This window comes from Candidatus Cybelea sp., assembly GCA_036489315.1.
In the GTDB taxonomy this organism is placed as follows: Bacteria; Vulcanimicrobiota; Vulcanimicrobiia; order Vulcanimicrobiales; family Vulcanimicrobiaceae; genus Cybelea.
Window position 1 is genome coordinate 31686 of sequence record DASXFZ010000041.1, and the last position, 22024, is coordinate 53709.

Below are 22024 nucleotides of genomic sequence, written 5' to 3' on the forward strand. Positions count from 1 at the left end.
CCTCGGCGACCTACGTTATTGCGATCCAGTAGCCGGTGACGAGCGCTTCGGCAGAATCCTGCACCGCACCGCCGTCGACCTGCAGTCCCCAGCGATAGCCGCCATCGGACGCGGCCGACAAGCCGAAAACGTGTTCGAGCGATCGTCGCGTTTCATTGTCGAGCCGGCCGGCGACTGCCAGCAGCTGGAAATACATTGCCGACGTAACCACGTCGTAATACGGTGCCGATCCGGAGCGGAACCCCGAGCCGCCGGTGCCGACATCGATGTAGGCAAAAAAAGCACCGTCTTTTGGCTTGGCCCAGCGCAGGAACGCGTCGACGGCGCTCTTCTGGCCCATGCGCTGCGCTCCCAGGGCCGACATCATCATGTTGTCCCCGATGCCGATCTTTCGGCCATCGTCCTCGATCTTGTACCAGCGCCAGCGTTGCGCGGAGTAACCGCGCGGAGGGTAGCCCGGATCATAGTGGTCGTAATACGCGCCATTTGCAGCCTGGGCGCGGAGCAAAAACGCCTGACCGCCCGCAAAGAGTTTGGCGGTCGCGCCATCCCCGTTCGCCTGGGCGAAGTCATGCAAGGCGTCCCAGAAGAGCATCGCGACGTTGGGAACCAAGAGATTCTGAAACTGGCCGCCCGGAGTGGCGTACTGCATTGGGAAATCGAGGTTATCGACGAGCATCCCTTGGCGCTCGCCGTCCACCATCCGCTTGACGAATTCTACGAATCCGCCCGCGATCCGAAGCTTGGCCGGGTCGGGGCGGAGCTTATGCGCTTCCATAACCGCTTTCGTCGCGGCCAATGCATCCGAGGAGTAGAACAATGGTGCCGGGTCGTTGGCGATCGAGGGCACTCCGCCGCCCACGAAGCGATTCGATGCGTAGGCCTTTTGCAGGCGGCCGAGGCCGCCGACGAGCCGATCTGCTACGTCGGGATGGCTTTCGTTGAGCAACAATATCGCGTACGCGGTCGCCAGCGGCGATTCTTCACCTGCGTGCGGACCAAACCGGTAGTACCTGCAAAGATCGTTCGACGTGACTTGATAGTTCAGAACCCATCGTTCGAAGGAGTGCCGCCGCCCCTCCGGGCCCGCGCCCGAGCAGGCCTGCGGCAGCGCTAACATGGCAGAGGGAAGGATCGCCGCGCCTGCGAGCCTCGCTAGGAAGCTCGAGCGGGGTACGGAGGCACTCCTGAAAGCTGGTTCATCCTTCAAAAGATGCTCCAAATTCCGAAGGTTACCCCGCGCGCCTGGTAGACCGGGGCGCCGTTGGTCGCGTTAACCAAATGAGAGAAAAACCCATTGGCTTCGATTCCCCACCGCGCTCCCCGCTGGGTAGTACGGCCGAGCTGCTGTTCGGTACCCACCGTGTAGGTTTGCCCAAAGTCGTTTGCAAGCGCTTGGGGCAGGCCGGGGATCGAAACCAGATATTGCTGCGAACCAAAGAGACCCGTCGCCGAATATTTCGAGCGTATCGTCGGGGTAACGTCCCACGCCGCGAGAAGCCCGCTCTTGGTCTGGGCGCCGGTGTTTGCGGCAACCAGATAGCGTAGTTGAACGTCTCCGCCGGGATAGTAGTATTGCGGTCCGGTGGAAAACTGCTTGAGCGTCGTGCCGCCCCAGTAGGTAACGTAGTCCTCGGCTACGGCCATAACGAGCCTGAGATCCGGCGTCGTCTTATAATCGAACTCGAGATGGGCATTCGTGTGCGAATACGGGTTCGACGTGCCGTAACCGAAGTTGAAGTCGCCGTAAAGGCGCGACGTTATCGAGTGGTTGATTCCGGCCGCGAAGTATTCCCCGTGCGTAGGAAACGAGACGTCGCCGTCGGCCTGGTGCGCGACTTCAAAGTTAATCGCTTGGACGCCCGGCGTAACGAATACGATTTTCGCGTCTTGGATGATCCACGGTCCGTAGGCATTGCCCGGGCTGCTAAAACCGATCGACGTACCGCTGACGTCCAGCCGGTCGTAGGCGTCCGCGAGCGCGACGCGCCCGCAGCACGAAAACGCCGCGCCGACGAGAATACCGATTTGGACGGATCGCCTCACAAAATGACTCCTTCGGCAATTGATGCCGCAGATGAGCGCTCAGACGGGCAACGCGCCCGCTGCGCGCTCTCGCCTCCCGGTTTTATTAGCCCTTGCTCGACGGAAACTTCCAACGCGCTTGGTCGTCCGGGCGCGCCTTGTGCCAGTGCGAGATCGGGCTCGGCTTCAGCGTTCACCGTAACGTTGCTGACGTGCGGCGTATGATACAGCCAGTCCGCTTTCCCCACGCTGAATATCGCCCATATTACAGCCGGCGGCCAAGCGAGAACGGTAAAGATAAGCGTGTAAAATGAGTACAGGAGCACCCGGCCGCCCCTAACGAACGGATTTTTGCCGAGCTTCTCCGCGCCCCAGAAGCCAACGACCTGATAGCCAAAGATGAAGAACAGCGCAATCCCTTCAAAGACGCGTTGGACCGTTCCACCCGCTAAGGGTCCCGTGATTGTAAAGTCGCGAACCCAGATCCCGGCTAGGATTGGCCAGGTGAGAAAACTCGCCAGCAGCGCGAAGGGCACGAGATAATAGAGCGCGAGTTCCAACAGCGCGATGTCACCGCGGACGATGCCTTGCCAAAGGCAGCGAAAGAAATGGTAGTACGCCACCCGCGAGTGGCCGCACATCCAGCGCATGCGTTGCCGGATCGCCACCCAGATATTCTGCGGCTTTTCGTCGTAAATATGTGCCTCGGGAACGTAGCCGACCCGAACCCCGGATTCGACAGCCAAAATTCCATTGAGCTCGATGTCTTCGGTCTGCGTCCGCGTACCGCCCCAGTGTTTGCGCAGCAGCTTCGCCTCGCAGCACCAACCCGTCCCGCATATGAGCACGCTGCAAAACGTGCGCATGCGTCCCGTTAAGTACATGCGGGAGGCAGAGACGCAGGAACACCATAGCGCTTTGGTGATCCAGTTATCCGACCCGTTGAGGACGTCGTGAAATGCCTGCATGCAGCGAAAGCCGCGCGTTTCTATGGCGTTGTTCATCGATTGGAGATAGTTAGTGCCAACGACGTTGTCCGCATCGAAAACCGCCACGTACCGGTCGTCGTCTTCACTCAAGAGTTCTCGAAACGCATAATCGAGAGCTCGGTGTTTACCAAAGCCTCTGGTGGGAGTGAACATCACCTTTGCGCCGAGGTCGCCCGCGATCTGCGCCGTGTTGTCCGTTCCGTCGAAGATTACCCAGATCTCGTAGAGCTCTGCCGGGTAATCCTGCCCGAGTAAGCTCAGCACGGGATTTACAATGACGCGTTCCTCGTTATACGCGGGAATCATGCAAATAAAGCGATGCTTTGGCGGATGAGGCGGGTTCGGCCGCAGCTGAGGAAAACTGAAAAGCATAAAACCTAGTATCGGAAATACCCAAACTAGGTAAACGAGCGCGCAGGTCGGGTAGTAGATCAGGTTTACGTTTGCGTGGTAATGCTCCGCGCGCATGGCCCAGAGCGACACTGTGACCAAAAGTGGAGCGCCGACGATCAGTACTGCGGCTAGCGGTGGCATTCGCAGCGACAAGATCGCTTTGTGGCAAGCTCCTTTTGCCAAGCCAACCATTCGACTCATTTCGGTCTCCGAAGATAGTGCCGGGTAGCTAAAATATTCGCGAGGCCTATCGTGGCTGCGATACCGTTCGTACTAAGAGGTGAATCCCCTCGCGCAACGCCGTGCTATTTTGGCTTGCGTTCGGCGACCGACAATTTCCGACGAACGAAAGAACACTTTTCGAACGTAAAAACGCGCAACTGCATGGTTACATTGAGCGAGTAAGTTCATTCTCTTATCCGTTAACACGTTAACGTACGATGCAAGTACAGTGCAAGATGTTTGGGCGGCGTTGAAGTCGCAACGCGACGAGTTTAGGACGCTCGACATCATCTATAACGTGCGCGGGTTATAGACGTAAGACGCTACTCGTTCGTCGATCGCATCGACGATGCAAACGCTTCAGGGAAGCGAGCGTGCCATTGTCCGAAAGCTTGGCCGATGCCTGCATCGAGCGTCAGGGAGCGGATGGGCGGCGGCCCGATCCGCGCTCAGGCGGGGCCGCCAAGCCTGGATTCCGGCGTTTCGCCTCCGCTCCGTACGCTCGGAGGATGAATAAGCAAGCAGCGCCAAATTGCGACTATGCTCCAGAGATCGAGCGCCTTTGCGATCGTCTTTTTGATGACGGGGCTTCCCGCACGTGCCGTCGATTGGCCCGTTTTTGGGTTCGATCCGGCCCGCAGCAGCTTCAACTCTTCCGAGCGGGCGCTCACGGTCGGCAACGTCCATCGCCTGCGTGAGCGATGGCAGATCGCGTTCGGGGCCGGCTTGGTCGCGGACTCGACGCCGATTTTCCTCAATCGTGTGCGTATCGGGCGCTCCCACCGCCCGATGCTGTATCAGACGACCACAAGCGGCGTTACGTTCGGCATCGAGGCGCTTTCAGGACGAATCGTTTGGAAGTTTGCAACCCACGGGCCGAAGTACACGCGATCCACGCCGGCAGCGGATCCGTCCGGCGCGGCAATCTACGCCCCGGGGGTCGACGGCAAGGTCCACAAACTCGACGCTGCGACGGGTCGCGAGGTTCGATCGGCGGGTTTCCCGGCCCGCGTCTCGCATATGCCGAATACCGAGGCGGACGACGCTCCGCTCAACGTTGCCAATGGTTATGTGTACGCAACGACCTCCGCGTACAACGACGACGACGCCCTGCCGTACCTCGGGCACGTGGTCGGCGTTAGCCTCACGAGCGGCGAAGAGCGAGTCTTCAATTCGCTGTGCAGCAAGGTGCACAAGCTCCCCGAACCCCATTTCTGCCGGCAGCAGCGCTCGGGAATATGGTCGCGCGGCAGCGCCGTCGTCGATCCCGACTCGTCGATGAACGGCCGCATCTACGTCTCGACGGGAAACGGCGACTTCAACGCCAACACCGGCGGCCACAACTACGGCGACTCCGTGCTCGCGCTTGCTCCGGACCTTTCGGACCTGTACGGGAGCTATACGCCGACGGACTACCAGCAGCTACAGGAACGCGATCTGGACATCGGCAGCACCTCGCCGACGCTCTTGCCGCGCCAGCCGTCGAGCACTACGCCGTTAATGCTTGCACAGGGCGGTAAGGATGGCGTGCTGCGGCTGGTCGATCGTGCCTCGCTCCCCGGCGTCGGCGGAGAGTTGCAAATGCTCAATCTGCCGTCTGCGCTGTTTTCCACGCCCGCAGTGTGGACCGATGCCTCGAATAACGCGTGGATCTTTATGGGATTTCCAAGCGTCGTTCAGGCATATCGTCTGGAGACCAGCGCGTCGGGGGTCAGCCAACTCGTGGGCATCTGGCAAAACGCTGCGGGCTCGACGGTACTCGGTACTTCACCGGTGGTCGCCAACGGCATCGTCTTCGTCGCGTTCAACGGCCAGATCGTAGCGCTCAATGCGCGCACCGGGTCCGAGCTCTGGAGCAGCGCGACGTCGAGTTCGGGGAAGACGATCGGCAGCGTCCACTGGGAGAGCCCGATCGTTGTCAACGGCTGGGTCTACTGCTCGGACCACAACGGCAGCTTAACCGCCTACGCGTTACCGTGACGCCGTAGCGCCGTCACAAAAAAGCGAGCCCGCTTTCGCAAGGCTCGCTTTGCTTAGGACTTCAGCTGCACTGCGGCAGAACTTTAGAATAGCCGCCTGACTGCTGAGCTAGTCAACGAAGAATCGTCGGCAACAGCTACTTGTTGCTGATGGCCGCGCCGATCGGCTCTGAAATGCCGGTGGTCGTGGAGTTGGTCGGCGCGCCGCCGGCCGGATAGGCCCAACGGGCCGCTACGCTCGGAGCCGATCCCTCGGAGATGCATCCGCCCCCGTAGTACTTGCCTCCCGGGGAGATCACCGCTTGATCGACGTCGCAGCCACCGCCGTCGGTGTTGGTAAGCGGCGTCGAGCCAGTGATCGTTGCGACCGAGCCGGAAACCGTGACTGCATATAGGCAAGACGCACCAGCATCATTGCACTCTTGGTCGCCAAGGATCAAGCCGGCGTTCTTGTTCCAGTTTACCGAGCCTGGGAAGAACAGGGTGCCGCCGCTGACGCTGACCGTCGTCATGTTGCTGCTTCCGCTGGGAAGCACGGAGAGCGAGTATCCGGCGCCGCCTTCTCCACTTACGTAGAGGTTCCCGTTGCCGTCATAGGCATCGAAGAAGTTTTCAGACTGGCTAGGATTGCTGTACTGCGTCGGCGTCCCGGTCGCATTGGGATACACTGCGACGGTGCCGTTACCGGAGGTGTTGAAGATGTTCGTAACGGCGAGATCGCCGGTTGCCTTGTTGATAGCGCAGCCGACCGGAAATCCGATCGAGTCGCTCAACGTGTTGAGCAGCGTTCCGGTGCGGGAGTATTGAAGGATTTGCTGCGTTCCCGTGTTGGTGATCCAGATGTTGCCCGATTTGTCGCTGCACATGCCTTGCGGCTCGCTGAGGCCCGTGAGCGTTCCCTTGAGTGCCATCGCCGGCATCGTGAAGATGTAGACGTCATTCGTGCCGTCGTCCGCAACGAAAAGCAGTCGAGGGGCGTTCTTGGCGTCGGGTGAAACGTGCGACTTACTCTTGTCGCTGTGCACCTTCGGCGCCTTCACCGACGTATACGTAGCGTGGGGACCGCGCGCGCCCAGGGCGTGCGCACCACCCACCGCTGCTGGATTCATGCCCATCGTGGGCGTCGAAGACTGCGTCCCGCCGCTACAGCCGGCGAGCAATGCCGCAACCCCCAGCGTGCCTAATGCATGCTGAGCCGTTCTCGACAATTTCATGCTGAAATGCTCCTTTTTGAGATGGAGTAATGTTCCGAGCGAACCTGATACGCCGAAACGCTAAAGTTCCCTACGAATAAGGGCGGCCTCTTTCTTAGAACGCTGGTCTTCAATAGGTAGCCCCTGCAAGAGGTCTGTTGCAGGGGCTACGGTCTCTGCGCCCTCCGGGACTCGAACCCGGGACCAACGGATTAAAAGTCCGCTGCTCTACCGACTGAGCTAAAGGCGCGCCGCTTTGGGGTGACTGACGGGATCCGAACCCGCGACCTCCGGTTCCACAGACCGGCGCTCTAACCAACTGAGCTACAGTCACCATACGTCGTGCTTCTTCCCCGAACTTGCTGGGCATCCATCGCCGGCCGCCGGCCCTCCACACGCGCCCGGAGGGACTCGAACCCCCATCATCGAGTTTAGAAGACTCGTGCCTTGTCCTGTTAGACCACGGGCGCAGGAAGGCATGGACCCTCCCAGAGGATACCACGCCTTCAATATCTCGGGACGACAGGAGTCGAACCTGCGACCTTCCGCACCCAAAACGGACGCTCTACCTGGCTGAGCTACGTCCCGCCTCGCGGCCGTCGAAGGCTTCGCGATTTCCCGAGCAATCCTCTGCCGCCGATTTATTCCCTTACAGCGTCAGCGTATGTCCGGCAACGTACGCCGAGAGATCCATCGCCGGCGCGTCGGTTGCGATCGCAAAACTCTGCACGATCCGCAATCCCGCGCGCATCGCGGCGCGCGCAACCCGCAGATTCGATCCGGGAACGAGCGCGCTGCACCAGGATGCGTTATACCGGCGCGTGAGCGTCAATAGCGCATGCGCGAGAATCTGAACGATATAGTTCTGCGAGGCGCAGGCGATCGGGCCGACGCGTCCGTCTGCCCAAACGTACGTGTAGGCGACGAACTCGCCGTTGAGAAAGAACGCATTGCCCGCCGCGCGCAGCGCGAAGTCGGCGTGATCCGCGTCGCGCGCCGTGCCGCGCGCCAGCCGATCCAATCCGCGTAAGCCGAACGCATGCCCGGCTGCGTCGAGCGGCTCGACGGCGAAGCGATAGTCACCCGCCGCCATCTTCGCCAGCTCTTCTTCCTTCGGAATCGCGCCGGCGAGCCGCAGGAGCGAGTCGCGCAGTGAAAGCCGCTGCCGCAGCGCAAGCGCTACCGCCGCCGAATCCGAGGGATCGACCAGCACAACGCGCGCCCGCTCGTCGCAATCGCGCAGCGCCTGCGCGAGCAACTCGCGGCCGACGCCGCGGCCGCGGTAGGACGGCTCGACGAACAGATCCCCCACGTAGCGCTCCCCCTCGGCATCGCGCGCAACCGCTACGCCGACACTCTCGCCCACATCCCGCGCGACCCACGCCGCGCCCCGTTCGGCGGATTCGAGAGCGAAGCGGATGCCCGCCTCGTCGAAGGCTTGCCGGCGAGCGATTGCTCGGACGTCGTCGACCGAGGCTTGCTCGACCGGAAACTCAGACACGGCTGCGGGCCTTAGACACGCTGCAGGGCAGCGAGCAACGCGTCCGCGGCGCGCCGCCGATGGCTGACGTCGTTCTTCTCCTTCTCGCTCAGCGCCGCAAAGCTGCAGCCCGCAGGCGGATAAAGAAAGATTGGATCGTAGCCAAAGCCTCCGCTGCCAAACTCATTTTCCAGAACGTAACCGTTGACGACACCTGTCGCGGCGATCGGCCCGCTGCCGGGTGCGATGAATGCCAGGGCGCAGACGAAGCGCGCCGTACGGCGATAGGGCGGGACGCCCCGCAAATCCGAGAGCAGGGTTGCGCGACGCTGCGGCCAGGTGATATCCGCTCCGCCGAAGCGCGCCGAGTAGATGCCCGGACCGCCGTCGAGCGCATCGACCTCCAGCCCGCTGTCGTCGGCGAGTACGCCGGCGGCGACGTTGCGCTCCTGCAGCACCGTCGCGAGTGCCTGAGCCTTCAAAATCGCGTTGCCGATGTAGCTGCCGGCGTCCTCGACGACGTCGGGATACTTGCGCGGCTTGACCAGCGTCAACCGCGAGTCCCCGAAGATCGCCTTGAGCTCGCGCAGCTTCCCTTCGTTGTGCGTTGCAACGTAGGTCTTCATTCCGCTCAGGCTTTGGCCGCGTGCCATAGCCGGCGTCAGCTCCCCAGGCGAAGGACCGCCATGAACGCCTCCTGCGGCAGCTCGACCCTTCCCACGCGTTTCATCCGCTCCTTGCCGGCTTTCTGCTTTTCGAGCAGCTTCCGCTTTCGCGTAATATCGCCGCCGTAGCACTTCGAAAGGACGTTCTTGCGCATCGCGCTCACCGTCTCGCGCGCGACGACCTTTCCGCCGATCGCGGCCTGAATCGGCACCTCGAACATCTGCCGTGGAATCAGCTCCTTGAGCTTCTCGGTCATCGCGCGGCCGCGCGCCACCGCCTTGTCGCGCGCCACGATAAATGAGAGCGCATCGACGGGCTCGTTGTTGAGCAGGATTTCAAGCTTCGCAAGGTCGCCTTCGCGATACCCGATGACCTCGTAGTCGAGCGAGGCGTAGCCCTTCGTCCGCGATTTGAGCGCGTCGAAGAAATCGACGATCACTTCGATGAGCGGCATCTCGTAGGTGACGATGACGCGCCCGTCGTGCAGGTACTCCATGTTATCGAGCGTTCCGCGCCGGCTCTGCGTGATATCCATGATCGCGCCAACGTAGTCGGGCGGCGAGATGATCGTCGCCTTTACGTAGGGCTCCTCGATCATGCGGATCGCCGTCGGCGGCGGCAGCTTCGAGGGATTGTCGATCGTGACGACCGTTCCGTCGCTGCGAACTACGCGAAAGCCGACCGACGGCGAGGTCGCGATCAAATCGAGTCCGTAGTTGCGTTCGAGCCGTTCCTGGACGATCTCCATGTGCAGCAGCCCCAGGAAGCCGCAGCGAAAGCCGAAGCCCAGCGCCGCCGAGTTCTCCGCCTCGTAGACGAGCGCCGCGTCGTTGAGCTTGAGCTTCTCCAGCGCGTCGCGCAGCCCGTCGTACTCGCCTTCATTGGGATAGAGGCCGCAGTAAACCATTGGCACGGCCTTGCGGTAACCCGTCAGCGGGATGTGCGCGGGATCGCTCGCCGAGGTGATCGTATCGCCGACGTCGATCTCGCCGAGCGACTTGATGTTCGCGATGACGTAGCCGACGCTCCCGATCTCGAGCGACTTGGTCGCGCGCATGTCGGGCGTAAAGATGCCGACCTCGGTACACTCGAAGATTCGCTGATGTGCCATCGAGACAAAGCGCGTGCCGGCGGTGAGCTCGCCGTCGACGACGCGCACGTAGCTGACGACGCCTCGATATGGGTCGAACTGCGCGTTGAAGACCAGCGCGCGCAGGCGGTCGCGGTGCCCCTTCGGCGGCGGAATTCGATGGACGATCGCCTCGACGATCTCTTCGATTCCCACGCCGTTTTTGGCGCTGGCCAAGATGCACTCGCTCTTCTCGATCACGAGCAGCTCTTCGACTTCGCCCATGACGCGCTCGGGATCGGCCGCCGGCAGATCTATCTTGTTGATCACCGGGATGATCGTTAGGTCGTGCTCGAGCGCGAGATGATAGTTCGCGAGCGTCTGTGCTTCGATGCCCTGCGCCGCGTCGATGATCAGCAGCGCGCCTTCACAGGCGGCCAGCGACCGTGAGACCTCGTATGAAAAGTCGACGTGCCCCGGCGTATCGATGAGGTTGAGCCGGTAATCTTCGCCGTTGCGGGCGCGATAATCCAGCGTCACCGGGTGCATGCGGATCGTAATACCCCGCTCCCGCTCGAGGTCCATGGCGTCCAGCGCCTGCTCTTCGAGATTCCGCGCGGCTACCGTCCGCGTGATTTCGAGCAGACGATCGGAGAGCGTCGTCTTGCCGTGATCGATGTGAGCGATGATGCAGAAGTTCCGCACGTTGTCCGCAACGTCGAGACGATGTGGGTGCTCGGCCCGCAGTGTCATCAGAATATTTGGATGCAGGCGTTGACTTCGAGCGAGAAGACGCCGCGCCTGACGACGAACTGCAGGATCAGCAACAGCACGAGGAACGCCAGGTCGAGGCCGCCAATCGGCGGGATCACGCGACGGATCGGGTTGAGCACCGGCTCGATGATCGAAGCCAGGTAGTAGACCCAGCGCCCTCGGCGCAGATCCGGAAACCAGGAAATGATCGCATAGACGAAGAGCAGGATCGTGTAGACGTTGACCGCGCCGTACAGCAGCTTCGCAAGGTCGCAAAGCAATAAATTCACGTTGACCGTCGTTCTACGAGCCCGCTGCGCGAGCCCGCTCGATCGCCTCCAGCTCCTCGGCCGATGCCTGAATCGTCGGTTTGAAGGCCTCGACGGGTTTACCGTACGTGCGCGTGTCGGCGCGAGAGTAGATGCTCGTCAGCACCACGCCGTTGCCTTGGCGATTGAGCAGTGCAAGCGCGTACGAGAGGCCTGACTCGGCGTCGGCAAAGGCGTCGTAGCGCACGAAGCCGCAGCGTGAAACGTCGCTAAGCGAAAGCGCCTCCAGCGCTGCGAGGCGACCCTGCGTGCTTTCGAGCGTGGAGCGAAGCGACGTATCCGCGCTCTCGAGGGCCGCAAGGCGCTCGGAGGCGCGACCGGCGCCCCCAGAAATGAGCTCGTCGTGGACATCGACCAGCGCCTGCACTCGGCTTAGCGCGGGGCGTACGATGGCGAGGTGATAGATCACGAGCGCCGCCAAGGCAGCGCCAAAGGCGATTAGGGCGGCATATAACGGTGAGAACTGCTGCATCATAACGCTTCTACTGCTGTAACCACGACGAGAGTCAGGTGGTTCACGGCACCCGTAAGTGCTCGCTTACCGTTGCTACCTTCCGGTTCTGGCGGGGTTCACGAGTTTACGCCGCGCGAAGCCCAACTCCCATCATGGCCAGGCCATGATAGCACAAGCAGCCAACGATCTTTCCATGGTTCGCCCCTTGCTCATCGCGGCCGCCACGCTCGCCGCCGCGACGGCGCCAATCCAGCTGCACAGCAGCGACCTAGCCGCCGGGCGCGCCATACCAAAACCGTTCATGGCGCGCGACTGCGGCGGCACCAATACATCGCCCTCGCTAAACTGGAGCGGTGTGCCGGAGGGCACGAAATCCTTTGCGGTGATCGTGCACGACGCCGACGCAGCGGTTTCCGGCGGGTTCTACCATTGGGTCGTTTACAATCTGCCGGCTCAGACCCGTCGCCTCGAGACCAATGCGAAACTTGCCCCCGGCGAAGTGGGCGAAAGCTCGACTGGACGCGCGCAGTATTACGGCCCATGCCCGCCTCCCGGGCCGACGCATCACTATACGATCACCCTGTACGCGCTCGACGTCTCGCATTTTGCCGCCGACCAGCCCTTGACGGGCGCCGCGCTCGAACGGCAGATGGAAGGACACGTCATCGCGCGAGGCGTTCTCCAAAACACCGCATCGACTCCCTAAGCCGGAGCGCCGTCGAAAGCTGTCGAAGCAGACGGCAATGAACGACGTTACGATCAAAGTTCGCGAGAGCGGCCCATATCTCGTTAGAGGAACGATCACGCTCACCGACGCCGACGGAAACCCCTACACCGTTTCGGGTGAGAATGTTGCGCTCTGCCGCTGCGGCGGCTCGCAAACCAAGCCCTTTTGCGACGGCTCCCACCGCGAAAACGGCTTTTCGGCCGGCGAGCGGGCTGCGGTCGAGCCGGGCGTCGAGCCGAGTACGGCGTAATGCCCTCGTATCTTCGGGAAGGCCGCGTCCCGCATAAGCGCCACATTCAATTCCGACGCCCCGACGGCGGCCTCTACGCCGAAGAGCTCTTCTCAACCAAAGGGTTCGAGAGCGTCTACTCGCTGCTCTATCACCTCCGGCCGCCGACCGCGACGCTCGACGTACTTCCCTGGGATCGCCCGGCGATTGCCTTCTCGGCGAACGAGCCGCTGCGCAACCGCCACTTCAAGACGCCGCAGCTTGCGCAGTCCGGGCTCGATGCCATCGAATCGCGCACGCCGGTGCTTGGTAACGAGGATATCGTCCTTTCGATTGCGAGCGCCGAGCGCCCGATGGAATACTTTTATCGCAATACCGGGGGCGACGAGCTACTCTTCGTCCACACCGGCTCCGGAATCATCGAAAGCCAGTTCGGCGAGCTCGCCTATCGCGCGCATGACTATCTCGTGATACCGACCGGAACGACCTACCGGGTCGTTCCAGCCTCGCCGACCCGGATGCTCGTTCACGAGTCGCGGGGCAGCGTGACGATTCCGCGCCGCTACCGCAATGAGTTCGGACAACTCGAGGAGCAGGCGCCGTACTACGAACGCGACTTTCGAGCGCCGCTGCTGCAGGCCCCGGTTGAGGCGCAAGGCCAGTACGAGGTGCGCGTTACCAACGGTGGACGCAACGCGATTTACATCGTGCAGAATCATCCGTGCGACGTGGTCGGCTGGGACGGCTACTGTTACCCCTACGCTTTCAACCTCGAAGAGTTCATGCCGATCACTGGCAAGCTCCATCAGCCGCCGCCGGCGCACGCAACCTTCGAAGCGCCCGGCGCCGCGTTCTGCGCGTTCGTGCCGCGGCTCTTCGATTATCACCCGCTCGCGATTCCGGTGCCGTACAATCATTCGAGCGTCGACTGCGACGAAGTACTCTATTACGTCAGCGGAAATTTCATGAGCCGGCGAGGGGTCGAAGAGGGCTCGATCACTCTGCATGCCGCGGGCGCGCCGCACGGCCCGCAGCCCGGCGCCGTCGAGTCGAGCCTCGGGAAAACGTCGACCGACGAGATCGCGGTGATGGTCGATACGTTCCGGCCGCTGCAGCTTACGCAGGCCGCGCTTCGCTCCGAAGATCCGGCGTACTTCCGTTCGTGGATCGAGACGTCCAGCGCCGTCTAGACGAAGCCGCTGCGCAGTGGCGTCCTAGCTGGGCCTCACTCGCCCGCGAGCGCGGCCGAATCCGATGCGGCGTGCTCCGGGACGCTCGCACCAGCCGCGCAGCGTAACCTCGTCGCCGTCTTGCAAAAAAGCGCGGCTCTCGCCGCCCCCCAGTGAGATCGGGCGCTCGCCGTTCCATGAGAGCTCGATAAAGCTGCCCTGACTCGCGCCTTGCGAGCCGCTGATCGTTCCCGAGGCAAACAGATCTCCCGGTCGCGCGACGGCACCGTTGGAGGTTGCGTGCGCGAGCTGCTGCGCGATGCTCCAGTACATGTCGCGGAACGTCGTCCGGGAGATCGTTTGCGCAGCAGTGCCACGCTCGCGCATGCCATCGCTCTGCAGATCGACCGCGAGGGAGATATCGTAGGCCCAGGGACCCTCCGTCTTAAGGTACGGAAGCGGTGCCGGCTCTTGTACCGGCCCTGCAACGCGAAACGGCTCGAGCGCGTCGAGCGTAACGATCCACGGCGAAATCGTCGTCGCGAACGACTTGCCCAGGAATGGCCCCAGCGGCTGATACTCCCAAGCCTGAATATCGCGCGCGCTCCAGTCGTTGACGAGCACCAGGCCAAAAATATGCTCGCGCGCGTCAGCAGACGGAATTGGGGTGCCCAAGCGATTGCCCGGACCCATAACGAAGCCCACCTCGAGTTCGATATCGAGCCGCCGGCTCGGCCCGTAGTCGGGGGCGTCCTCGTTGGGGGCCTTGCGTTGTCCCTGCGGACGGCGAACCTGCGTGCCGTCGATGACGATGCTGCTCGAGCGCCCGTGATACCCAACCGGCAGCCAGCGCCAGTTCGGCATCAGCGGCTCGGCGTTGGGTCGAAAGAGGCGTCCCAAGTTCGTTGCGTGCTCGAGCGACGAGTAGAAGTCGACGTAGTCGCCGATCTCCATCGGCACGCGCATCTCGGCCGAATCGCGACGCGCAAAAAATGCTTCTCGATCCAACCGGGCTAGACGCGGATCGCCTCCGGCGCGCAGCAGCTGCGAGAGCCGCTCCCGCAGCGGCCCCCAGACGCTCGCCCCTGCAGCCAGCAGCGGATTGAGAACCGCGGCCGTCAGCAGCTCCCGCTCGCAGAGGTCGTCGAGCATTGCGGTCTCGGCGAGTTCGCGCAGGTCGAGGATTAGATCGCCGATCGCAACACCGATTCGTGCGACGCCGCGCTTTTCGAAGACGCCGAAGGGAAGGTTTTGAATCGGAAAGTCGCTCTCGGGTGCAACTTCGATCCAGGATTCGAGCCGTTGGTCGGTCGTGTCGCCTGGGCTCATTGGGTAGGGAGAACCCCCAGCGCCGTCAAGTCCTCAACGGGTTCGGCGAAGCTGCAGCTGCCGTACGCAACGAAGGTCTGCTCGCGCGTCTCCCTCAGGCGAGCAACGTCGACACGCTGCTCCCTCCACCGCATCGCCGGCGCTTCGAAGCCAAACGCGCTCGGATCTTCTTCAGCGACGACCCGGCTCAGCGTGGCGAGATCGACGCGCGGCGCCAGCGCAGCGGCCGCCAAGATGTTGAGAAAGCCGTGCATCACGAAACCGCTCTGCGCGTTGAAGTGGCGCACGGGATGGTGCAGTCCGGCCGTTGCTTTAAACGGCACGCTCGCTGCCGCCGCGGCGGCGATGAAGCGCGCGACCTCGTCTACCGGCGGAAAGGCATCGCCGGTGACGCCGCCGCAGCGCAGCTTCGCACCGAATCTCGCCGAGGCCGCGGCCGAGAGCTCGCTTTCGATCGATAGCGAGTTCGCGGGCGAGCGCACGAACTCGAGATAGACCGGCAGATCCCCGAGCCCGAGCAGATCGAGCGTTACGCGAAGCTGCTGCAGCGATTCGCGCACCGTGCCCTCGTCATCGCTTCCGGTGGTCACCGGCAACTCGATCGTCTCGATCGCAACGCCGGCGTTGCGGAGTGCTGCGAGCCTTTCGATTTCCGACGGAGCGGCGATGACCGAGAACGGCGCGGGCGCGTTCTGCCCTTCCTCCGCTAGGAGTTTTAAAGGGATGATAAACCGGCCGAGCATCCAGGCGTAGGGGCCCGACCGAGCTTGACGATACTCCTCTCGCGCCTGCGACAGCGAGAGTTGCGCCGGCGGGAAGAGGCCCGCGTAGTCAACTAAATCGGAGAAAGCCGCAAAAACAGCCGGCGACGCTGCAACCGATGTTCCCATAGGGCGCCTGCTTTCGCGACAGGGCCGCCGCCGCGCCTTCGCTAAGGCTCTCGATTATGAGCACAATCACCGAGGCCCGCAGCAACCCGCTAGCGCAGATCGATTGGGACTACGTCGAATTCTACGTCGGGAACGCCAAGCAGGCCGCGCACTTCTATATGTCGGCCTTCGGCTTCGAGCAAATCGCCTACGCCGGACCGGAGACCGGCGTCCGCGATCGCGTCAGCTATCTTCTGCAGCAGAACAAGCTGCGCTTCGTCCTGACCGCGAGCCTCCAGCCGGACGACGAGATCGCCCGTCACGTGGCCCTGCATGGCGACGGCATCAAAGATATCGCGATTCTCGTCGAGGACGCGAATGCCGCCTTCGAGATGGCGGTCCGCGGCGGTGCCCGCGTCGTCGCCCCGCCCGAAGTCCTTGAAGATGCAAGCGGACGCATCGTTCGCGCTGCGATCGCAACCTATGGCGACACGGTGCATTCGTTCATTGCACGCGACGGGTATCGCGGCGTCTTCGCCCCCGGATTCGTCGAAGCGCCTCGCCGCATCGCCGGCACCCAGAAGCCCGGCCTGCTCTTCATCGATCACTGCGTCGGCAACGTCGGCTGGGGCGAGATGGACGCCTGGGGCGATTTCTACGCACGCGTCTTCGGCTTCTCGCAACTCGTCTCGTTCGACGACAAAGACATCTCGACCGAGTTCACGGCGCTGCGTTCCAAGGTGATGACCGATCCGCGCCATCAGGTGAAGTTTCCGATCAACGAGCCTGCCCAGGGCAAAAAGAAATCGCAGATCGAGGAGTATCTCGACTTCTACCACGGCGCCGGCGTCCAGCACATGGCGATCCGCACCGACGACATCGCCGAAACGATCCGCGCGCTCAAAGCCAACGGCGTCGAATTCCTCGACACCCCGGATTCGTATTACGAGATGCTCCAAGAACGGGTTGGTACGATCGACGAAGCGATCGAGACGCTGCGCGAGCTGCGGATCCTCGTCGACCGCGACGACATGGGCTACATGCTGCAGATCTTCACCAAGCCGCTGCAGGACCGGCCGACCGTCTTCTTCGAGATCATCCAGCGCAAGGGCAGCCTCTCCTTCGGCAAAGGCAACTTCAAAGCGCTCTTCGTTTCGATCGAGCGAGAACAGGAAAAACGGGGAACGCTCTAGGTCAGGATCATGATTACTACGCCAGATATCGACCGCGCCGGCATGCTCGCGCGGTATCGCGAAAACCGCAAGCGGAGCGCCCGGCTCTTCGGGCTCGTCCACGAGGACGCGTTTTACGATCGTCCAATCCCGCTGCGCCATCCGTTTGCGTTCTACGAAGGACACATACCGGCGTTTAGCTACTTCACGCTCAACGAACGCAGCCTCGGCGCGCCCGCCCTCAATGCCGCCTTCGAACGGCTCTTCGAGCGCGGCATCGATCCGGGCAGTCGTGACGAGGCCCGCCGTCACGCTCGAAGCGATTGGCCGGCTCGCGATGCAGTTGCTGCGTTTGGGGTGCAATGCGATACCGCGGTCGAACGTGCGCTGCACTCCGGCGCGATCGACGATCCATCGAATCCGCGGCTGGTTCGCGCGCAGGCGGCGTGGACGATCCTCGAACACGAAGAGATGCATCACGAGACGCTGCTCTACATCATCCATCAGTTGGAGCCCGGCCGCAAACAGAGAATCGCGCAGGAGCATCGCGATCACGCAGACCCGCGGTCGCCCCTCATCCGCGTCGAGCAGGGAACCGCGACGCTTGGGGCGCGGCCCGGCGAGATTCCCTTTGGCTGGGACAACGAGTTCGGCCGTACGACCGTCGACGTTGCAGGCTTCGATATTATGCGGTATCCGGTAACGAACGGAGCTTGGCTTCGTTTCGTCGCCGAGGGCGGCCCCGCGCCGATCTTTTGGAAGGAACGCGACGGCGCGTGGTTCCTTCACACGCTTTTTGAGGAGATACCCTTGCCGCTATCGTGGCCCGTCTACGTCACTCATCGGCAGGCCGAAGCCTACGCTGCTTGGGCGGGGATGCGCCTCCCGAGCGAAGCCGAGTACCATCGCGCCGCCTACGGCGCGCCCGACGGCAGCGAACGCGCCTTCCCGTGGGGAACGCAAGAACCGCAGGCTCGGCACGGCAACTTCGGGATGGCGCGCTTCGACCCCGAACCCGTCGACGCTCGCCCGGACGGCGACAGCGCCTGGGGCGTCGCCGACCTCATCGGCAACGGTTGGGAGTGGACCGCAACACCCTTTGGCCCACTGCCCGGATTCGAGCCGATGGCCTCCTATCCGCAATACTCGGCCGACTTCTTTGACGGCCGCCACTACGTGATGAAGGGCGCGAGCCCGGTGACCGCCCGCACGATGATCCGGCGAAGCTTCCGCAACTGGTTCTTCGACGACTATCCCTACATGTACGCGAAGTTCCGGTGCGTCGCGGCGTGATGACGACACCAGTCACCGTTGCCTACGGCGACGGAATCGGCCCCGAAATCATGACCGCGACCCTGCGCATTCTCGACGCTGCGGGCGCGCGGCTCGAACTCGAACGCATCGAGATCGGCGAGTCGATCTACGAAAAAGGTTTGAGCAACGGCATCGAGCCTTCGTCCTGGGAATCCCTGCGCCGCACGAAGGTCTTTTTGAAGGCGCCGATCACGACGCCTCAAGGCGGCGGCTTCAAAAGCCTCAACGTCACCGTTCGCAAGACGCTGGGCATGTACGCAAACGTGCGGCCCTGCATGTCGCTCTATCCGTACGTTGCAACCAAACATCCGGCGATGGACGTCGTCATCGTGCGCGAGAACGAGGAGGACGTCTACGGCGGCATCGAGCACCGCCAGACCAATCAGGTCGCCCAGTGCCTCAAGTTGATCTCGCGCCCGGGAAGCAAGCGCATCATCCGCTACGCCTTCGAGTACGCTCGCGCGAACAAACGCAAAAAAGTCACGTGCTTCACCAAAGACAACATCATGAAGATTACGGATGGCTTGTTCCACCGGACCTTCACCGAGATCGCCACCGAGTATCCGGAGATCGAGAACGAGCACTGGATCGTCGACATCGGGGCGGCCAAGATGGCCGACACGCCCGAAGCCTTTGACGTGATCGTGATGCCGAATCTCTACGGCGACGTGCTCTCCGACGTCGCCGCGCAGATCACCGGCTCCGTCGGCCTCGCGGGCTCGGCCAACATCGGCGACCACTGCTCGATGTTCGAGGCGATCCACGGCTCGGCGCCGCGCCGCGCGGGGCAAAACATGGCGAATCCCTCAGGCTTGCTGCATGGCGCGATCATGATGCTCGTGCACGTCGGCCAGGCCGACGCTGCGGAGCGAGTGCACAACGCCTGGCTGGTGACGATCGAAGAGGGCGTTCACACCTACGACATCTTCAAGGAAGGGACGTCGCGCAAAAAAGTCGGGACGAAAGAGTTTGCCGATGCGGTCATCGCGCGTTTGGGCGAGAAGCCTGAAAACCTCAAACCGGCCGAATACGATAAGGACGTTCAGATGAACCTGGCGATCCGGCCGGCGGGCAAACCGCCGATGAAGGTGCGAACTGGCGTCGACCTTTTCATCGACCGTCGCGACGGAGATCCCGACGTGATCGCCGGCCTGATGCAGCAGCTCGACGTCGACGGCACGCGCCTCACCACGATCAGCAATCGGGGCACGAAGGTCTGGCCGAACGGAAATCCCGATACCTACTGGAGCGACCACTGGTCGTGCCGCTTCGAAGGCGATGGGAAGCCGTTTACCGCCGATCACGTCGTCGCGCTGCTCGAGGCGGCGAACCGAGCCGGTTTCGACGTGATCAAGACCGAGGGGCTCTACACCTTCAACGGGGAGCGCGGGTACTCGCTCGCGCAAGGAGAGTAAGCCCAAAGAAACGTGCGGATTGTTAGCCTGCTCCCCAGTGCCACGGAGATTCTCTTTGCGATCGGCGCCGGCGAGCAAATCGCCGGCGTCACGCATGAGTGCGATTATCCGGCGCGAGCGAGGGACTTACCCAAACTAACGTCCGCGGCCGGACCGGAGCTGCGCGATCCCGGGGCGATCGATCGCCACGTGCGCTCCGCGGTTCACGCCGGCTCGAGCCTCTATCACCTCGATTCGGCGCTGCTCGAGCGTCTCGCACCCGACCTCATCGTTACCCAAGAGCTCTGCGAAGTCTGTGCCGTCTCGTACGAAATCGTCGTGCGCGCGGCGAAACAGTTGCGTTCCTCTCACCCGCAGCGGAGCGGGCCGCGTATCGTCTCGCTCGAGCCAGCGTCGCTCGACGACGTGTTTGCAACGATTTCTTTTTTGGGCGAGGTGACGGGCCATGCGCCGGAAGCCGAAGCGCTGCTCGAAACGCTGCGCGCGCGCGCTGCCGCGCTCGGGGTTGAATCGCAGGGCCGTTCGCATCGTCCGCGGACGCTCACCTTGGAGTGGATCGATCCGCCGATGAGCGCCGGGCACTGGATTCCCGGCATCGTCGAACTCGCCGGCGGCGAGCCGATCTTGGCGAATCCTGGTGCGAACTCGCAGCGCCTGGAGTGGGCGGAGATCGCGCGCGCACAGCCGGAGGCCGTCGTCGTCAGCCCATGCGGCTTCGACCTCGCCGCTACCGGGCGCGCCATTGACCAGCTCGACGCCGTAGCGCACTGGCGGGAACTCGACGCGCGCCGGAGCGGCCGGGTCCTAGCAATGGACGGCAACGCCTATCTAAGCCGCCCAGGCCCACGCCTAGTCGATGCGGCTGAAATCCTCGCTCGGTGGTATACTACCGTCGCGGAGTACGCCGGGTGACCGCCCCTCGACGCGATCGGGGGGAGGAAAGTCCGGGCTTCATAGGGCTGGGTGCAGGATAACGTCCTGTCGGGGTGACTCGAAGGAAAGTGCCACAGAAACATACCGCCCCAGGTTGCGCCAAAGCGTAAGTTGCGGCGCAACTCAGGGGGCCCCAGGCGGCTTAGCCGCTGGGGGGCGCGCAGGTGCGAAGCACCGGAGTGCCTCTTAAAGAACGGGGGTCCCCAAAGTTGCAACGCAACTTTGGGGTAAGGGTGAAATTGGGAGGTAAGAGCTCCCAGAGTCTCGCGGTGACGCGGGCTCGGGTAAACCCCACCCGAAGCAAGACAGCTCGATCGATACGGACGGCCCGTCCAAACGAGCAAAGTCGCAACGAGGCGTTCGGTAACGAACGCCCCAGAGAGATGGTCATCGCCCACGAGTTGGGAACAGAATCCGGCTTACAGGCGTACTTCGCACAGACGCAACCGGTGGGGCGCCAAAGGCGTTCTAGCGAAAGAGATCAATCGATGATGAATCAGCAGTTTACCCCCGAAATGACCGTCGACGAGGCGTTCAAGCTCCACGCCGGTGCGCGCCGAGTCTTCGCGCGCTTCCATCTAGGCGGTTGCTCGAATTGCGCGATTAGCGAATCCCATACGATCGGCGCGATCAGCGACGATTACGGCATCCCGCTTTCGATGCTCCTCGAAAACCTCAACGCGCTCTTCGATCAGCGCACGCTCTCGGTCGGCGATCGCGTCCGCATCCCCGAGGATATTCGCGCGAAGATTCCGCAGTTGGCGAGTGTTCCCGAGACCGGGGAGATCATCGCCGCGGAGGGCGGCGCATACACGGCCGATTTCGGCGACGTGCGCCTGCAGGGGCTTGCGGAAGACTTTGTCGGCGTCGAGGCCGAGGCCGCCGCCGGTTAGATTATCCGGCGGGCGGAGAAGCCTTCGTCCATGCCGTGCCAGTACTCTACCCCGGGCTCTCCCAGTTTCCAGCACAGATAGACCGGCTCGTCCCCGCGCATCGAGGGAAAGTCGAGCAATCCAAGGTCGATGTCTTTTACGACGCAGCCAAACGATTCGATCCGATAGATCAAGCGCCCGATCTCGTGTTTGAGCTCGGCGAATCGCGGCGCGGGAAGCGAGGAGCGCATTCCGGCTAAGCGCGGCCGCTGCGCCGGCCTCCCGTGATGCAGCGCCGGATCGGACTCCAAGAGCTTGATGGCAAGCTCGCGGCGCTTGGCCAGCAGCTCCTCGATCAGCGGCTCCAGCTTAGAAATGAGGGCGTTGGCGCGCTCGGGCGAAAAGAGCTTCATATGGGTTCCCTGCGCATCGTCTTCGTTACG

Annotated in this window: 21 protein-coding genes, 4 tRNA genes and 2 other RNA genes; 9 read left to right on the top strand and 18 right to left on the bottom strand. The window is 62.7% G+C overall.

From position 1 onward, the window contains the following. Positions 1-10: 10 nt before the first annotated feature. The 3 genes from VGG51_08870 to VGG51_08880 form a co-directional block, all read right to left on the bottom strand. The gene (locus tag VGG51_08870) at positions 11-1120 is read right to left on the bottom strand and encodes a hypothetical protein (GenBank protein ID HEY1883137.1); all 1110 of its coding nucleotides are present in this window, start codon (positions 1118-1120) and stop codon (positions 11-13) included. Between the two features lie 86 nt (positions 1121-1206). Continuing rightward, positions 1207-2046 (bottom strand): hypothetical protein, encoded by an 840-nt coding sequence (locus tag VGG51_08875; GenBank protein HEY1883138.1) that lies wholly within the window; start codon positions 2044-2046, stop codon positions 1207-1209. Further along, positions 2043-3320 (bottom strand): glycosyltransferase family 2 protein, encoded by a 1278-nt coding sequence (locus tag VGG51_08880; protein HEY1883139.1) that lies wholly within the window; start codon positions 3318-3320, stop codon positions 2043-2045. The genes VGG51_08875 and VGG51_08880 overlap by 4 nt, the downstream gene beginning before the upstream one ends. Positions 3321-4169: 849 nt before the next feature. Between VGG51_08880 and VGG51_08885 the strand changes: the two genes are divergently transcribed. Then, entirely contained in the window at positions 4170-5609 is a 1440-nt protein-coding gene (locus tag VGG51_08885; protein ID HEY1883140.1) for a PQQ-binding-like beta-propeller repeat protein, read from the top strand. Between the two features lie 136 nt (positions 5610-5745). Here VGG51_08885 and VGG51_08890 read toward each other — a convergent pair whose 3' ends face one another. The 11 genes from VGG51_08890 to ffs form a co-directional block, all read right to left on the bottom strand. Then, a complete protein-coding gene (locus VGG51_08890) occupies positions 5746-6822 on the bottom strand; it encodes a hypothetical protein (GenBank protein HEY1883141.1) in 1077 nt (358 codons plus the stop codon). 156 nt (positions 6823-6978) lie between these two features. After that, positions 6979-7051 (bottom strand) — tRNA-Lys (locus tag VGG51_08895). A gap of 7 nt (positions 7052-7058) precedes the next feature. After that, a tRNA-His gene (locus tag VGG51_08900) sits at positions 7059-7135 on the bottom strand. A 62-nt stretch (positions 7136-7197) separates the two neighbouring features. Beyond that, positions 7198-7271: transfer RNA gene (locus VGG51_08905), tRNA-Arg, on the bottom strand. 44 nt (positions 7272-7315) lie between these two features. Continuing rightward, positions 7316-7389: transfer RNA gene (locus VGG51_08910), tRNA-Pro, on the bottom strand. A 61-nt stretch (positions 7390-7450) separates the two neighbouring features. Next, positions 7451-8302, bottom strand: coding sequence for a GNAT family N-acetyltransferase (locus tag VGG51_08915; GenBank protein ID HEY1883142.1), 852 nt, complete (start codon positions 8300-8302; stop codon positions 7451-7453). Between the two features lie 11 nt (positions 8303-8313). Further along, positions 8314-8934 (bottom strand): RdgB/HAM1 family non-canonical purine NTP pyrophosphatase, encoded by a 621-nt coding sequence (rdgB, locus tag VGG51_08920; GenBank protein HEY1883143.1) that lies wholly within the window; start codon positions 8932-8934, stop codon positions 8314-8316. An 8-nt stretch (positions 8935-8942) separates the two neighbouring features. Continuing rightward, positions 8943-10769, bottom strand: coding sequence for a translation elongation factor 4 (gene lepA, locus VGG51_08925; protein HEY1883144.1), 1827 nt, complete (start codon positions 10767-10769; stop codon positions 8943-8945). Next, positions 10769-11059 (bottom strand): YggT family protein, encoded by a 291-nt coding sequence (locus VGG51_08930; protein ID HEY1883145.1) that lies wholly within the window; start codon positions 11057-11059, stop codon positions 10769-10771. The genes lepA and VGG51_08930 overlap by 1 nt, the downstream gene beginning before the upstream one ends. Positions 11060-11072: 13 nt before the next feature. Next, a complete protein-coding gene (locus VGG51_08935; protein HEY1883146.1) occupies positions 11073-11573 on the bottom strand; it encodes a DUF4446 family protein in 501 nt (166 codons plus the stop codon). Between the two features lie 26 nt (positions 11574-11599). Then, positions 11600-11698: signal recognition particle sRNA small type (gene ffs / locus VGG51_08940), an RNA gene on the bottom strand. A gap of 47 nt (positions 11699-11745) precedes the next feature. Between ffs and VGG51_08945 the strand changes: the two genes are divergently transcribed. The 3 genes from VGG51_08945 to VGG51_08955 are packed head-to-tail and all read left to right on the top strand — an operon-like array spanning position 11746 to position 13698. Further along, positions 11746-12258, top strand: coding sequence for a YbhB/YbcL family Raf kinase inhibitor-like protein (locus tag VGG51_08945; GenBank protein ID HEY1883147.1), 513 nt, complete (start codon positions 11746-11748; stop codon positions 12256-12258). A 37-nt stretch (positions 12259-12295) separates the two neighbouring features. Beyond that, positions 12296-12529: a CDGSH iron-sulfur domain-containing protein gene (locus VGG51_08950; GenBank protein ID HEY1883148.1), complete on the top strand. Its 234-nt coding sequence runs from the start codon at positions 12296-12298 to the stop codon at positions 12527-12529. Further along, positions 12529-13698 (top strand): homogentisate 1,2-dioxygenase, encoded by a 1170-nt coding sequence (locus VGG51_08955; GenBank protein HEY1883149.1) that lies wholly within the window; start codon positions 12529-12531, stop codon positions 13696-13698. The genes VGG51_08950 and VGG51_08955 overlap by 1 nt, the downstream gene beginning before the upstream one ends. Before the next feature lie 24 nt (positions 13699-13722). Here the strand turns inward: VGG51_08955 and fahA are convergent, their stop codons facing one another. Together fahA and VGG51_08965 are read right to left on the bottom strand one after the other, a co-directional pair. Beyond that, positions 13723-15006, bottom strand: coding sequence for a fumarylacetoacetase (gene fahA / locus VGG51_08960; protein ID HEY1883150.1), 1284 nt, complete (start codon positions 15004-15006; stop codon positions 13723-13725). After that, positions 15003-15896, bottom strand: coding sequence for a hypothetical protein (locus VGG51_08965; GenBank protein ID HEY1883151.1), 894 nt, complete (start codon positions 15894-15896; stop codon positions 15003-15005). The genes fahA and VGG51_08965 overlap by 4 nt, the downstream gene beginning before the upstream one ends. 56 nt (positions 15897-15952) lie before the next feature. On the opposite strand from VGG51_08965, the gene hppD reads away from it, so the two are divergent. From hppD to VGG51_08980, 3 genes are read left to right on the top strand one after another with little or no spacing between them, the layout of a single operon-like run. Continuing rightward, positions 15953-17068, top strand: a complete 1116-nt coding sequence (hppD, locus tag VGG51_08970; GenBank protein HEY1883152.1) for a 4-hydroxyphenylpyruvate dioxygenase — start codon at positions 15953-15955, stop codon at positions 17066-17068. Between the two features lie 9 nt (positions 17069-17077). Then, entirely contained in the window at positions 17078-18340 is a 1263-nt protein-coding gene (locus VGG51_08975; protein ID HEY1883153.1) for an SUMF1/EgtB/PvdO family nonheme iron enzyme, read from the top strand. Beyond that, on the top strand, positions 18340-19776 hold the full coding sequence (locus VGG51_08980; protein ID HEY1883154.1) for an NADP-dependent isocitrate dehydrogenase: 1437 nt from the start codon (positions 18340-18342) through the stop codon (positions 19774-19776). The genes VGG51_08975 and VGG51_08980 overlap by 1 nt, the downstream gene beginning before the upstream one ends. 135 nt (positions 19777-19911) lie before the next feature. On the opposite strand, the gene VGG51_08985 is transcribed toward VGG51_08980, so the two are convergent. Then, the gene (locus tag VGG51_08985) at positions 19912-20544 is read right to left on the bottom strand and encodes a hypothetical protein (GenBank protein HEY1883155.1); all 633 of its coding nucleotides are present in this window, start codon (positions 20542-20544) and stop codon (positions 19912-19914) included. Positions 20545-20672: 128 nt separating this feature from the next. On the opposite strand from VGG51_08985, the gene rnpB reads away from it, so the two are divergent. Both rnpB and VGG51_08995 read left to right on the top strand, forming a co-directional pair. Further along, an RNA gene (gene rnpB / locus VGG51_08990) (RNase P RNA component class A) lies at positions 20673-21147 on the top strand. A gap of 50 nt (positions 21148-21197) precedes the next feature. Then, the gene (locus tag VGG51_08995) at positions 21198-21602 is read left to right on the top strand and encodes a hypothetical protein (GenBank protein HEY1883156.1); all 405 of its coding nucleotides are present in this window, start codon (positions 21198-21200) and stop codon (positions 21600-21602) included. Here VGG51_08995 and VGG51_09000 read toward each other — a convergent pair. Beyond that, the coding region (locus VGG51_09000) for a DUF2203 domain-containing protein (protein ID HEY1883157.1) at positions 21599-22024 on the bottom strand (426 nt) is incomplete at its 5' end. The two genes, VGG51_08995 and VGG51_09000, sit on opposite strands and share 4 nt — an antisense overlap.